The sequence below is a fragment of the Pseudomonas sp. YJ42 genome (assembly GCF_047225135.1).
GTDB classification, from domain to species: Bacteria; Pseudomonadota; Gammaproteobacteria; order Pseudomonadales; family Pseudomonadaceae; genus Stutzerimonas; species Stutzerimonas stutzeri_E.
Genome location: NZ_CP178378.1, coordinates 2,773,723 through 2,786,799, shown reverse-complemented (window position 1 = coordinate 2,786,799; position 13,077 = coordinate 2,773,723). Strand labels below are relative to the sequence as shown.

Annotated in this window: 13 protein-coding genes; 4 read left to right on the top strand and 9 right to left on the bottom strand. The window is 61.4% G+C overall.

The window, feature by feature from the left end:
• Positions 1–4: 4 nt before the first annotated feature.
• A complete protein-coding gene (locus tag ACL0K2_RS12790; RefSeq protein WP_239612223.1) occupies positions 5–952 on the bottom strand; it encodes a methyltransferase in 948 nt (315 codons plus the stop codon).
• 25 nt (positions 953–977) lie between these two features.
• Complete coding sequence (locus ACL0K2_RS12785; RefSeq protein ID WP_413042780.1) at positions 978–2,429, bottom strand: iron-containing redox enzyme family protein; 1,452 nt, start codon at positions 2,427–2,429, stop codon at positions 978–980.
• 190 nt (positions 2,430–2,619) lie between these two features.
• Here ACL0K2_RS12785 and ACL0K2_RS12780 point away from each other — a divergent pair, with 190 nt between their 5' ends.
• The 3 genes from ACL0K2_RS12780 to ACL0K2_RS12770 all read left to right on the top strand — a co-directional run bounded on the left by ACL0K2_RS12780 (position 2,620) and on the right by ACL0K2_RS12770 (position 4,160).
• Entirely contained in the window at positions 2,620–2,838 is a 219-nt protein-coding gene (locus tag ACL0K2_RS12780; RefSeq protein ID WP_045160110.1) for a hypothetical protein, read from the top strand.
• Positions 2,839–3,006: 168 nt separating this feature from the next.
• On the top strand, positions 3,007–3,339 hold the full coding sequence (locus tag ACL0K2_RS12775; RefSeq protein ID WP_045160111.1) for a PilZ domain-containing protein: 333 nt from the start codon (positions 3,007–3,009) through the stop codon (positions 3,337–3,339).
• A 131-nt stretch (positions 3,340–3,470) separates the two neighbouring features.
• Positions 3,471–4,160: a dienelactone hydrolase family protein gene (locus ACL0K2_RS12770; protein ID WP_413042779.1), complete on the top strand. Its 690-nt coding sequence runs from the start codon at positions 3,471–3,473 to the stop codon at positions 4,158–4,160.
• A 48-nt stretch (positions 4,161–4,208) separates the two neighbouring features.
• Here ACL0K2_RS12770 and flhA read toward each other — a convergent pair whose 3' ends face one another.
• From flhA to ACL0K2_RS12735, 7 genes are all read right to left on the bottom strand, one after another.
• The gene (gene flhA, locus ACL0K2_RS12765) at positions 4,209–6,305 is read right to left on the bottom strand and encodes a flagellar biosynthesis protein FlhA (RefSeq protein ID WP_045160113.1); all 2,097 of its coding nucleotides are present in this window, start codon (positions 6,303–6,305) and stop codon (positions 4,209–4,211) included.
• Positions 6,302–7,441, bottom strand: coding sequence for a flagellar biosynthesis protein FlhB (flhB, locus tag ACL0K2_RS12760; RefSeq protein WP_413042778.1), 1,140 nt, complete (start codon positions 7,439–7,441; stop codon positions 6,302–6,304). The genes flhA and flhB overlap by 4 nt, the downstream gene beginning before the upstream one ends.
• The gene (gene fliR, locus ACL0K2_RS12755; protein ID WP_045160115.1) at positions 7,434–8,213 is read right to left on the bottom strand and encodes a flagellar biosynthetic protein FliR; all 780 of its coding nucleotides are present in this window, start codon (positions 8,211–8,213) and stop codon (positions 7,434–7,436) included. Before fliR ends, flhB begins: the two co-directional genes overlap by 8 nt.
• A 20-nt stretch (positions 8,214–8,233) precedes the next feature.
• Entirely contained in the window at positions 8,234–8,506 is a 273-nt protein-coding gene (locus ACL0K2_RS12750; protein ID WP_019342009.1) for a flagellar biosynthetic protein FliQ, read from the bottom strand.
• Positions 8,507–9,281: 775 nt separating this feature from the next.
• On the bottom strand, positions 9,282–10,037 hold the full coding sequence (gene fliP / locus ACL0K2_RS12745) for a flagellar type III secretion system pore protein FliP (RefSeq protein WP_413042777.1): 756 nt from the start codon (positions 10,035–10,037) through the stop codon (positions 9,282–9,284).
• Positions 10,034–10,405, bottom strand: a complete 372-nt coding sequence (fliN, locus tag ACL0K2_RS12740) for a flagellar motor switch protein FliN (protein WP_045160124.1) — start codon at positions 10,403–10,405, stop codon at positions 10,034–10,036. The genes fliP and fliN overlap by 4 nt, the downstream gene beginning before the upstream one ends.
• Positions 10,402–11,241, bottom strand: coding sequence for a FliM/FliN family flagellar motor C-terminal domain-containing protein (locus ACL0K2_RS12735; RefSeq protein WP_045160125.1), 840 nt, complete (start codon positions 11,239–11,241; stop codon positions 10,402–10,404). The genes fliN and ACL0K2_RS12735 overlap by 4 nt, the downstream gene beginning before the upstream one ends.
• A 436-nt stretch (positions 11,242–11,677) precedes the next feature.
• Between ACL0K2_RS12735 and ACL0K2_RS12730 the strand changes: the two genes are divergently transcribed.
• Positions 11,678–13,063 carry a sigma 54-interacting transcriptional regulator gene (locus ACL0K2_RS12730; RefSeq protein ID WP_413044466.1) on the top strand — a complete coding sequence of 462 codons (1,386 nt, stop codon included), beginning with the start codon at positions 11,678–11,680 and terminating at the stop codon, positions 13,061–13,063.
• Positions 13,064–13,077 lie beyond the last annotated feature (14 nt).

Below are 13,077 nucleotides of genomic sequence, written 5' to 3'. Positions count from 1 at the left end.
CGGCTCAATCAGCCGGCCGAGTCACTTCCAGCACGACCGCGGCGATCCGCTCGCACTCGGTATAGGCGCCATCGAGCAGCTCTTCACCGAACACATCCGGGTCGACTTCCCGGTAGTTCCACTGCAACCCGCGCCCTTCCAGACGTTGGCGGATTTCGTTGAGGAAGGGGTCCTGGCTGCCCGGCATCGCCACGCCGGTATAGAGCAGCAAAGTACCGCGGGGCGCGAGGCGCTCCAGGGCACTATCGAAAATCGCCAGTGACAGGCCCGCGCCCAACGGACCGCCACCGTGACGATAGGCCCGTTCTTTCGGGTCGACCAGATAAGGCGGGTTGGCCAGGATCAGATCGAACTCGCCTTCGACGTCGCTGAGCAGGTCGCTATGCCGAGCCGTCAGGTTGTCAGCCCCGGCCAGCGTCGCGTTGACCCGGGTCAGGCGCAAAGCTTCGGGGTTGATGTCCACCGCCACCACCTCGGCCTGCGGCCGCGCCAGCGCGGTGAGAATGGCACCGGCGCCAGAGCCGCAACCGATGTCCACCGCGCGGCTGATGCTGCCTTTGTGGTTGTTCAGGTGCGCCAGGATGGCGTTGGCGAAACGGTAGGTGTCCGGTCCAAAAAACACCGCGTCCGGCGCATCGGTGGGGTGCGCCGAATGCACGAACAGCTGACCGTCGAGACTCGACAGGCGCACCCGGCTGCGCCAGCGCGAGCCGCAGGGTTCTAGCACGCCGGCCTGGTCCATCAGGCTGAACAGCGCCGGTGGCAGCAGCTCGTGCTGGAACGGCCGGGTCCAGCCGAACACCCCGGTCAGGTCCTTGGCCAGGGCATTCTCGATGCGTTGATTGACCCGCTCGTGGGTCAGCGGGGTAGGGGTGATGAAATGATAGCCGCGCTCACGCAGCGCCTGAGCCAGGTGCAGCAGCGCGCGGTCCCGTGCGTTTTCCAAGATCATGTGATTCCCTGGCGAGGTTTCGCCTTCAGTTGAAAAGTCCGGTGAAAAGTCGGGTGGCCAGCAGCCCGGCAGCACTGTGGTGGCGGGAGGGGGCCAGCAAGGGCAGCAGATGGCGCATGCGCGCCTCGCGCGTTGGCAGCTGCGCCACTTGCTGTTCCAGCAACTGAGCCTCCTGATCGAAGTCGCTGACCGCCTGCCGTTGATCGTGCACCAGCGCAGGCTTGGCCGGCCGCTCGCTGGTGACGCGCCGACGGCCGCCGAACTGACCCTGGCGCTGTGCCAGTGACGGATGCGGTTTGCCTTGGGTCGGAGTCTGCTCCGCCAGCCAGTCGCCGGCGATCCAGTCATGGAGCAATTGCTGTTCATGGGCGCTGAATACGCCGAACATCGGCGCCTGTTCGCCGGTGATCATCTGCCAGAAGCGGCTGTTCTGCGGATCTTCGTGGCGCTTGATCCAACCGCGACGCTGCAGGGTGTCGAGGAACTGCGGAATCCGCTCCGGCTCGGCCAGCCACTGGTTCACCGTGTAGCCATCGAAGCGGCAGTAATCCGAATGCACGAACTGTCCGACGCCGGCCTTCTTTTCCAGCACGCGCCGCACCTCCTGTTCGGGATCGAATCCGCCGATCACCGAGAGCGTGCTGGCGCCCAGGTCGTTGAGGCGATAGCCGTTGACGACCCGGCGATAGAATTCCTGACTGTCGCCAACCTGCGGCCAGGCGGCCAGCAGACCCTGAATGGCCTTCTTCGCATGCCCGTTGTCGGCGTTGTCGACCGTCACGTGCAGGGTGAAATAGTAGGGGTCGATGCCCAGTTCGGTGAGCTCGTAGGAACTGATCAGCAGATGCAGCGGCAGCTGCTCGTAGCCCAGATTGAAGCCGATCACTTCGGGCAGAAACTGTTCGGCGTGCTCGGCCAGCGCCAGTTGAATCGCGCCCTGGACGAAGTTGTCGTCGCCGAGGTTCTGCCAATCGTCGCAGCCCTGGCTGGCGAGCAGCTTGCGATAGAGCACGACATGGTTCTTTTCCGGCAGCCCTTCGCCGAGCTCCTCGAGATAGGTCTGGATCAGCGCCGTGAATCGCGCATCGTCCCAGCGCTGCAGCAGGCCGTAGAGCCAGGCGCCGTCGACCAGTTTGGTCGGTGCCACGCCCCGCAGAAAATGTAGCGCATGGGCCTTGCTGGAGAAGTACCGGCGCGGTGCACCGGCGCGACGATCGTCAAGATAAGTCTGGTACTGGCCGCCGATTTTTGCCGTATGGCTCTCCAGCCATTCGCCCAGCCCCGCCGGGTCTGGTGGCAAGTCGCAGGGCAGGGAGGCCGCGGCATCCAGCTGGGCGTTGAGGTATTGCGCGGCGTTGGCACGGACGCTGTCGTTGTCGGGCGCGTCGAGCAGGGCGAAATAAAGCGTCTTGGACGGCGTCGCCGTTTCGGGGGCAACAGGGATAGCGTCTACGGGCAGGCTTCGAGTCAATTGCATAGCTTCACACGGCGGCAGTTGGGGAAGACCCCAGATGGTTTTTTGGCCGCTGCCCAGCGGGATAAGTTCAGCAAGTCTGCCGAATGGCCGGTCGTCCTGCCGGGCGGTCACGGTGCAACTTCCGGTGCCGATCGTCTTCCTAATTACGGAGGCACCGAGCGTGTCCGACGATCAATCAGACGGAGGTCCCATGAACCCATCCGAACGCGGCAAGGAAAATCCCGATCCTCTCGAAGACCGTAACGAAAAGCGCGGTGATCAGGCGCGCAGTCCGCGCAACGGCGAAGTGGCCGGCGGCGATCGCGACGATGTGCCGGGCGGTGCCTACAACGTCCCGCCGAGCATGGCGGACGAGGTCAGCGAAGAGGACGCATTGAAGCGTCGCAAGCCGCATAACCCCGAGCGCTAGCCGTCTTGCGCGGCGCGGGGTCGCTCGGCCGGCCGGGAAATATTTCCAGCGCGCCTTAATTTCCGGCGCGTTCGGGTCGCCTGCTGCCTTTAAGCACACCGCCGCTGCGGCCGGGACGACGCTCTCGGTCACGGGCTGCGGTCGAACAAAGGACTGCAGAGCCTCGCCATGCGACAACATAGCCGCCTTACCTTCCGCCATCTCAGCCGTATCCAGGTGACCAACCGTCTCAGCGGCGAGCCCATGGGCTATGTCGGCGATCTGTCCATCGCCGGCCTTCGGTTGGTCGCCAGACAGCCGCTGTCCATCGGTGGCTGCTACGAGATGTGCCTGCACGTACCGGATCACGGCGAGCGTTTGCGCGAGGTCGAGGTGGTGGTGATCTGCCAGTGGGTGCGCAAGGACTCGCGTCGCGATTCGTTCGAAATGGGTTTTGCCCTCGACCGGCCCTGTCCGCCATTCGTGCAGATGGTCGCCCAGCTGCTGCCCCGGCGGCGCTGACGAGCGGCCTGCTCAATGCCGGATCGTAACGAACTCTGATTGGCAGCTTCTGTCGCAACTCCTTGCGGCGGCCTCTTTGCTGTGGCCGGTAACCGTGGTCTTCAACCCACCGCACGCGAGAGGAGACGGACATGGCTTCACAATGGATCGATATTCCCGCTCAGGACGGAACCTTCAAGGGCTACCTGTCCCTTCCCCCTACCGGCGCCGGGCCTGGGCTGCTGCTGATTCAGGAAATCTTCGGCGTCAACGCTCATATCCAGGCCGTGGCCGACCAGTACGCACGCGATGGCTACGTGGTGCTGGCGCCGGACCTGTTCTGGCGCAGTCAGCCAGGCATCCAGTTGGGCTACACCGACCAGGACTGGAAGCGTGCGTTCGAGCTGATGAAGCAACTCGATTTCGACTTGGCCATCGACGACCTGCGGCGCAGCGTCGAAACGCTGCGCCAGCGCGACGAATGCAGCGGCGAAGTGGCGTCGATCGGCTACTGCATGGGCGGCTTGCTGTCGTTTCTCTGTGCCGCGAATGCCGGGGTCGACGCCGCGATCTGCTATTACCCCGGCGGTATTGAAAACCGGCTGGCCCAGGCCGAGAAGATCCGTTGCCCGACACTGTTCCACTTCGCTGAAAAGGACCATTACATCCCCGCCGATGCGGTAGCCGCGGTGCGTCAGGCGATGGCTGGCAAATCGGCGCAGATCGAAACCTATGCCGGTGTCGATCATGGTTTCAACTGTTGGGAACGGCCGATGTACAACCAGACCGCCGCCGCGCTGGCGCACGGGCGGTCGTTGATGTTTCTGGCCAATACGCTCTAATCACGCCGGTCATCGCTCGGTCGCGCCCGACGCGATCGGGCGAGTGGCTCAACCGAGCGTGCCGAGAATGTTCACCCCGACGCGATCGGGTATCTCGTTCTGCGACAGCACGTGCAGGCCCGGGCTGAAGACCCGTGCGTAGCGCGAAAGCAGTGGACGCAGCTGCGGCATCACGGTGAGGATCGGTGGGTGGCCATCCTTGCGCAGCTTCTCCTTCACCACCGGCATACTGTTCTGCAGCTGGTTGAGCAGGCTCGGCTCCACCGGAATGTTGTCCAGGCTCACCTGGCCGGCCTGCTGGGCAATCGCCAGGGCATTGAGCAGCGTGTTTTCCAGCGCGTTTTCCAGCACGAACACCGCCAGTTCGCGACGGTCACCGGCGATCATCGAAACGATGCTGCGGCGCAGCGCGTAGCGCACGTCGGCAGCCAGCAGCACTGGGTCCTTGGTGGTTTCGCTGCATTCGAGCAGGGTACTGGCGATGGTCTCGATGTCACGCAGTGGCACCTCTTCCTGCAACAACTGGCGGTAGACGCGCATCTGCTGGGTATAGGTCAGTGCCGCCTTGAGGCTTTCAGCGAGCTTCGGTGCCTGTAGGGTCAGGCGCTGCATCAGGTGCTCGACATCGTCATGCTTGAACAGGTCCGGCAGATGCTCGCGCACCACCTTGTTCAGGTGCGTGGCGACCACGCTGGCGCAGTCGATCACCTGATAGCCGAGATTCAGCGCGCGTGATTTGTCCGATGGCTGAATCCACACCACCTGCATGCGGTAGGCCGGGTCGGTGCCGAGGATGCCGTCGATCTCGCCGTACAGTTCCGGCGAGGGGATCGCCATCAGGCGGTCGGCATGCAGCTCAGCGCCGTCGATCTTCTCGCCGTTGATGTAGATGTCGTATTGCGAGGCTTTGAGCCGCAAGCTGTCGCGGATCTGCACTTCCGGCAGCAGAAAGCCCAGATGCTCGGACAACGTTTGGCGCACGCCGCGCACCCGCGCCGGCAATGGCGCCCCGGAGGCTTCGTTGACCAGCCCGACCAGCTTGTAGCCCAGCGAAATGGACAGCCGCTCGACCAGCGGGATGTCTTCCCAGGCTAGCGATTGGGCCTTTTCCTTGTCCATCGCCTGCCCGATGGCCTGGATTTCCTTGAGATCGGCGCCAGCGGCCGGTGGCTCATGCAGTGATACCCGCCAGCCGATGAAGCCAATCAGCGCGGCGAAGCCGATGAATGCCAGGTGCGGCATGCCCGGTACCAGGCCGAGCACGAAGAGGATGCCAGCCACGGTGTACAGCGAGGCCGGGTTGGCCAGCAGCTGGCGCTGAACCTGGCTGGTGATGTCGCTGGATTCGTTGATCCGCGTGACGATGATCGCCGCCGCGGTGGACAGCAGCAGCGCCGGAATCTGCGCGACCAGGCCGTCACCGATGGTGAGCAGTGCGTACTGCTTGAAGGCTTCGCCGGCTGCCAGGTCATGGACGAACACGCCGATGGCAAAGCCCCCGAAGAGGTTGATCAAGAGGATCAGGATGCCGGCGATGGCGTCGCCGCGAACGAACTTCGAGGCGCCGTCCATCGCGCCGTAGAAGTCGGCTTCCTTGGCCACTTCCTGGCGCCGTGCCTTGGCTTCTTCGTTGTTCACCAGGCCCGCGTTGAGGTCAGCGTCGATGGCCATCTGCTTGCCGGGCAGGGCGTCCAGGGTGAAGCGCGCGGTTACTTCCGAGATCCGCTCACCGCCCTTGGTGATCACGATGAAGTTGATGATCATCAGGATGATGAACACCACCAGGCCGACGATGAAGTTGCCGCCGATCACCACCTCACCGAAGGCTTCGATCACCTTGCCCGCGGCGCCCGTGCCAGTATGACCTTCGAGCAGCACCACCCGTGTGGAGGCGACGTTGAGCGTCAGGCGCATTAGCGTGGTGATCAGGATTACCGTCGGGAACAGTGAGAAATCCAGCGGACTTTTCGACGACACGCTGACCAGCAACACCAGAATCGACATGGCGATGTTGAAGGTGAACAGCACGTCCAGCAGCTGCGGCGGCAGCGGCAGAATGATCATCGCCAGAATCGACAGGATGATCAGCGGGATCCCAATCCTTCCGCTGCTGAAGGTCGGCGTCAGTTTCTGAATCAGGCTCATGCTCGGGCTCGGTTGAACAGTTCTTCGGGAATGTGGATGTCGCTGGCCAGCTTCGGCTTGCTCCGCCGGCCCTGTTTCCAGGCCTTGAGCTGGAGAATGTAGGTCAGCACATGGGCCACCGCGGTGTAGAGCGGCGCCGGAATCTGCTGATTGATCTGGGTGCTGAAGTAAATCGCCCGCGCCAGTGGCGGCAGTTCGACCACCTCCAGGTTGTTGGCCTGGGCCAGCTTGCGGATGTACAGCGCCGTTTCATCGACACCACGGGCGATGACGAAGGGTGTTTCGGCTTTCTTCGGGTCGTACTTGAGCGCCACCGCGTAATGCGTCGGGTTGACGATCACCACGTCGGCGTCCTTGATCACCCGGCTGATCTGCCGTTGGGCCAGCTGGCGCTGCAGCTGCTTGATCCGCGCCTTCACCTCCGGCCGGCCTTCCTGGTTCTTGTGCTCTTCCTTGCGCTCCTGCTTGGTCATGCGCATCTTTTTCAGAAAGAAGAAGCGCTGCAGCGGGATATCGATGAACGAGAACAGCACGAATACCAGCAGCAGCGAAATCGCCAGATCGAAGGTCAGCGAGAAGGCGCTGCCGATGGCGTTGGTGATGTCGCTGCGCTGCAGGGCGATCAGCTTGGGCGCGGCGTAGTACAGCTGGCCGGCGGCGATGCCCAGCAGCGCGGTGATCTTGAGCAGCGACTTGAGGAGCTCGGTCCAGTTCTGCGCACCCACCATCCTTCCCAGGCCGGTAATGGGGTTGAGCTTGCTGAATTTGGGCGCGAAGTTTTTTGAGGCGAAGACCCAGCCACCCGGCACCAGGGCGAAGGCGATGACCAGAATCGGCGTGATCAGCAGCGGCAGCAACACGCTGATGAACACCAGCAGGTTATGGGTGAGGATCAGCTGCAGATCTTCGACGGTGATTTCGCTCTTGTGAAAGTCGATGTACGAGTAGCTGAACGCCTGCTGCAGGCCATCGAAAAAGAAGCCGAAGCTGAATTTGAGTACCAGCAACGTGGCCAGCAGCGAGACGGTGGTAGCGACGTCCTTGGAGCGGGTGACTTGGCCATCGTCGCGACTCTTCTTGAGTTTCTGCTCGGAGGCCTCTTCGGTTTTTTCCTGGCTGCTGTTCTGCTCAGACATTGCGGCCGCTCCGCAGAATCTCGCCGATGTTGCCCAGCAGCTCGCGGGTCAGGTGCAGGTAGGCTTCCGACAGGTTGGGGAGCGTCAGGAAGATCAATACCAATCCGGCGATGATCGCCATGGGAAAGCCCAGGGAGAACAGGTTCATCGCCGGCGAGATGCGGTTCAGCAGGCCGAAGCAGAACTGAACCAGGGTCATGCAGAAGACGATCGGCAGGGCGATCAGCAACGCGGCGGAAATCACCCAGCTCAGCGATAGGGCGATGGTCTGCAGGCCGTCGAAGTGAATGCCGCTGCCGACCGGCCAGAAAATGAAGCTCTGGTAGATGATGGTGACGATCACCAGGTGGCCGTCAGTGGCGAAGAACAGCAGCGCCAGCAGGATGAAATACAGCTGATAGATGATCGAGGCCGACGACACTCCGTTCATGGGGTCGTTGAACACCGCCATGGACAGACCCAGCTGGGTCGAGACGATATCGCCGATCAGGGTGAACACGGTGAACACCAGCATCAGCGCCACGCCCAGCAGCAGGCCCATGGCGATCTGCTCCAACGCGGTGAGAATGCCCTTCATGGATAGCGGGTCGATGGGCGCCGTGGCTGGAAGCGCGGCGGTGAGCACCACGGTCAGGGCAATCGCCAGCAGCACGCGAACCCGCACGCTGAGCGATTTGTGGCTGAACATCGGCGCCAGGCTGAACACGGCCATGATCCGGCAGAACGGCCACCAGTAGCCCAGCAAAGATTGCAGGTATTGACCGACCTGCATGATGGGTTCGTTGCCCACGGCTAGCCGACCAGCCGCCCGGCTTGGGTGAAGGTTTCGATGAATAGGTCGCTGAAGGTACGCAGGATCCAGTGGCCGGCGAACACGAGCATGCCGAGGGTGATCAGCAGGCGTGGCAGGAAGCTCAGCATTTGTTCGTTGATCTGGGTGGCCGCCTGGAAAATGCTGATCAGCAGGCCGCCGAGCAGGCTCGGCACCACCAGCACGCAGACCACCAGCACGATGACGTGGATGGCGTTGGAGACGATGTTGACGGCGGTGTCGGGGGTTAGCATGGGAGCACCTTCGCTTTTCGTGGGAGCGGCCTTAGCCGCCAAGCTTTTAGGCTCTGGGTTCGTGTGGTTACAGCCGTTGGCCGGGTTGGCTGAGGCAGTGGTTTCGCCCTGCTGGGCGAGTCACTTTTTCTTGCGTGGCCAAGAAAAAGTAACCAAAAAGAAGGCCACCCCTGCATCCGGGTTTTGCTTCGCAAAACTGCCCTCCCTCCGGTGCTGCTCCGGGGGGCGTCGCGAAGGGACATCCATGTCCCTTCACGGCTCTCGCGGCATCCATGCCTCGCGTCCCCCTGCGCAGCACCTACGCTCGGCCTCCTGAAGGGGAATCGAGTCCGAGTTACCTGAAAGATCGTAAACAGCGAAACAAGCGCGCTTCGCTTGTTTGCTAACGAACGAACCATCAGACGACGCCGAACGCCCCTTTCAGGAGGCCGAATGGAATCGCTGCGCAGAGGGGCGAGCGGCATGGATGCCGCGAGAGCCGTGAAGGGCCATGGATGGCCCTTGCGCGGCGACCCTCGGAGCAGCGATGGAATGAGGGAAGTCGAGCGCAGCGAGACCCGGATGCAGGGGCAAGCGTTTTTGCTTACTTTTTTGGCAACTGAAAAAAGTGAGTCGCCCAGCAGGGCGAAACCTACGGTGCGAAGCGACGACGGAGCCGGGCTATACGAAGATGGCCGTATCGTCCCCTGATCGCGAGCAAGCTCGCTCCTACGAAAAGCGATAGACCGCTCAGCGGCTGAGGCATAGAGGGAACGATGACTCATCACGGCGCCCCCTAAAACGGCTGAACACTGGTGGTCAGCGTCCCCATCAACAACGCCCAGCCATCCACCAACACAAACACCATCAACTTGAACGGCAGCGAAATCATCATTGGCGACAGCATCATCATGCCCATCGCCATCAGCACACTGGCCACCACCAGGTCGATCACCAGAAACGGCACGAAAATCATGAAGCCGAGCTGAAAGGCCGTCTTCAACTCGCTCAGCACGAACGCCGGCAGCAGCAGGGAGAAGTCCAGTTCTTCGAGATTCTCCGGCACTTCTTCGCCGGCCAGCGACACCATGGTCTCCAGCGAGGTCTTGTTGGTCTGCGCCAGCATGAACGCCGAGAGGCTGGTCTTGGACACCTCCAGCGCCTGCTCCAGGCTGATCTCGTCGTTCTGAAACGGCTCGAACGCGGCGCTATGAATTTCCTGCCACACAGGGCGCATCACCAGCAGGGTAACGATCAGCGCGATGCCGATCAGGACCTGGTTGGGTGGGCTCTGTTGCAGGCCGATGGCCTGGCGCAGGATGGCCAACACGATGATGAAGCGGGTGAAGCAGGTCATCATCATCAGCATCGCCGGCAGGAAGCCCAGCAGCGTCATGATGATCAGGATCTGCAGCTTTATGCTGAATGCCTGACCGTTCTCCGTATCGTTCAGGTTGAACAGCGTGATTTCGCCGTTAGCGGCCTGGGCCATCAGCGGAAACAGGCTGATCAGCAACAGGCACAGCAGCAACAGCCCGCGGCGCAGCTTCATTGCGTCAGCGCATCCAGGCCGACGCCGGACAGTTCGACGATGCGCAGGCCGTAACTGCCGTTCATCACCACCACTTCTGCTTTGGCGAACAGGGTGCCGTTGACCTTCACGTCCAGCGGCTCGCCGGCGACCTTGTCGAGGACGATGACGCTGCTGGTGTCGCACTCCATCAATTCTTTCAGCGAAATCTCAGCCGAGGCCACTTCCAAGGTGACGTTCACCGGGATCTTGCCGAAGAAGCTCAGGTCCTGACGCGGCGCCTGGAGCTGGGGAGCGGGCGCAGCGGCTGGCTCGTCGATACCGTCGAGGCTCAGGTCGCCCTCGTTGATCAGGTTCTCGAATTCGTTGTCGGACAGTTGACCGGTCATTGGGATTTCACGCTTTCAAGTGAAGTGAGGAACAGGGCGCCGTCTTCTTCGAAGACAGTCCCCCGGAAAAGCTTCTGCTGGTTGATGCGCACTTCGTAGCGGTCCAGCGGGCGCACCATGAGGATGTCGTTGAGCTGCAGGGCAAGCACTTGCGACAGCGGCATTTGTACCGAGGCGACCACACAATCGAGGCGTACCGGCAGGTGCTTGATGTGATCGAGCGGATTGCCGGTCAGCCGAGCAGGCAACGGGCCGGCCAGGTGACTGGTGAGTTCATCGACCAGATCGGTGTCTAGATAAATGAAAATCGATGAACGGCTATTGGTCAGGTGGCTGATGTATTCGAACTCAGCGACATATTCCCAGGTGGTTTCTTCGTAATCATTTTCATAGCGCTCAAGTTCACCGAATGTTTCGCCGGACAATATCGAGCGCGCAAAAATATAAGTCAGATCCAAGCCCAGTCGATCACGCATCCGTTGTTCTGAAGTGCTGATCGGCGGTGCTTCCTGACTCGGCACTATTGTTCCGCCGTAATAGCATTCGAGTGCCTCGGTGAGGAGTGCCCGATCAATTGAAAACCCGACCTTTCCCATCGGCGAGCGATAGATGCATTCCGGTGCTTTATTTGCCGGCTCTTGAACATCCACCTTGCTCAATTCGAGGCTGATCCGGTAATTGCGCAAGAAGTAGTCACCCATCAAGCGTGGGTTCTTGTTGGTGGTTTCCTTGATGAACTGAGGAATCTTGTGGTGATGCCGGCCAAGCTTCTGCGGTTTCAAAACAGTCAGGCTTTGGGCGGGCACGCCATGGTGGACTTTTGAATTGCCAGACATGTTGTGAACGGTATTTCCTGGTTCTTGCACGGCAGGCGATGGCCTGTCGCGCGGGTAAAAGCAGAAGAATGTTTGGCCAGGGCGGGTTTGCGGTGCCTGAGATGACGGGCACGGCTCTAGCGTGCCGCCAGTCTAGGCTTGGGCGCGAGGAAGGATTAAATCAATAGGTATCAATTGATCTTTTTTGAGATCAGCTGCGAGCAATTGATTTAATTTTAGCGGAACTGATTGGGCGGTTCCGGGCGGGCTTGTTAGCGTGCGCGCAATTGTTTCGGAGCGGTCGGCTGCAGTTACCTGTCTCGTTCGGCGAGTTGGACAGACAAGGCGACGAAAGTTCCAGAAGACTTAAATAAATTTTTCAGCGAATCCGGCGTTGTGCTCGAGCAACAGGCGTAACAGCGCCAAGGTGGTCACATTGAATAGTGTCAGTCATGCAATGAACTACTCCCGCGATGAGCTATTCGCTCCAGCGCCGGCGCGCAAGAAAATTCTCATTGTCGGCAATCCCGCAGAGGCGGGTTGCGAGTTCCTTGAAGCGGGCTTGCGAAAGGAAGGCTGCGCAGTATTTTCACACGCCGATCTGAATGATCTGGATAACGCCGATTTGAAGGGCACATCGCTGGTTTTCATCATAATCAGCGGCATACAACAGCCGGCCTTATATACACAGGTCGATTCACTGATTCGTCGTGGACGCGCCATCAGCGTTATTCCCGTCGTGCAGTACGCCGACCAGGAAAAGGCCGCAGCCTTACTTGAACTGGGCTGTGTCGATTACTTGTTGTCGCCATTCAGCGCAAGCCAGTTAAGCGCATTGCTGCGCCGCCAGGAATTCGCCGATACGGCCCAGGAGAGTTTCGTCTCCTGTTCCCAGGCTGGCCGCCGTCTGCTGGCCATGGCACAGCGTGTGTCGCTGACCCGGGCGCCGATTCTGATCACCGGTGAAACCGGCACCGGTAAGGAGCTGATGGCGCGTTATATCCATCGCTTCTCGGCCAGTGCGGATGCACCTTTCATTGCAGTCAACTGCGCAGCGATTCCGGAGCAGATGCTCGAATCGATACTGTTCGGCCATGAGAAGGGCGCCTTCACTGGCGCGGTGACGGCCCAGCCGGGGAAATTCGAACTGGCCAACGGCGGCACGCTGCTGCTCGATGAGATCGGCGAACTGCCCCTGGGGCTGCAAGCCAAGCTGCTTCGCGTACTGCAGGAACAGCGCGTGGAGCGCCTCGGCGGGCGCAAGGAAATCGAGCTCAACGTGCGCATCATCGCCGCCACCAACCGCGATCTGCAGGTGGAAGTCGCGGAGGGGCGATTCCGTGCCGACCTGATGTTCCGCCTCGACGTGCTGCCGCTGCACATCAGCCCGCTGCGTGAGCGAAAGGAAGACGTGCTGCCGCTGGCTCGCCGTTTCGTGGCCAAGTACGCGCCGCAGGAAGCCGACGAAGAACTGTTCACCAGCGATGCCTGCCGCGCCCTGCTGCAGCACGACTGGCCGGGCAATGCCCGCGAGCTGGAGAACACCGTGCAGCGCGCCCTGGTGTTGCGCAACGGTCTGTTCATCCAGCCGCAGGATCTCGGCCTGGCAGCCCCTTCGCAAGTCGAAGTACGCACCGAGCGGTTGCCGCTGCCCACGCTCGAAACCGGAAAGGCTGCCCTACGCGCCAGCGGCAAGTGGGCCGAGTACCAGCATGTGATCGACACCATTCGCAAGTTCGACGGGCACAAGACCAAGGCGGCGGCCAGCCTCGGGATGACCTCGCGTGCCTTGCGCTACCGCCTCAATGCCATGCGCGAGCAGGGCATCGAGCTGGATTTCTGATTTAGACAAGGCAA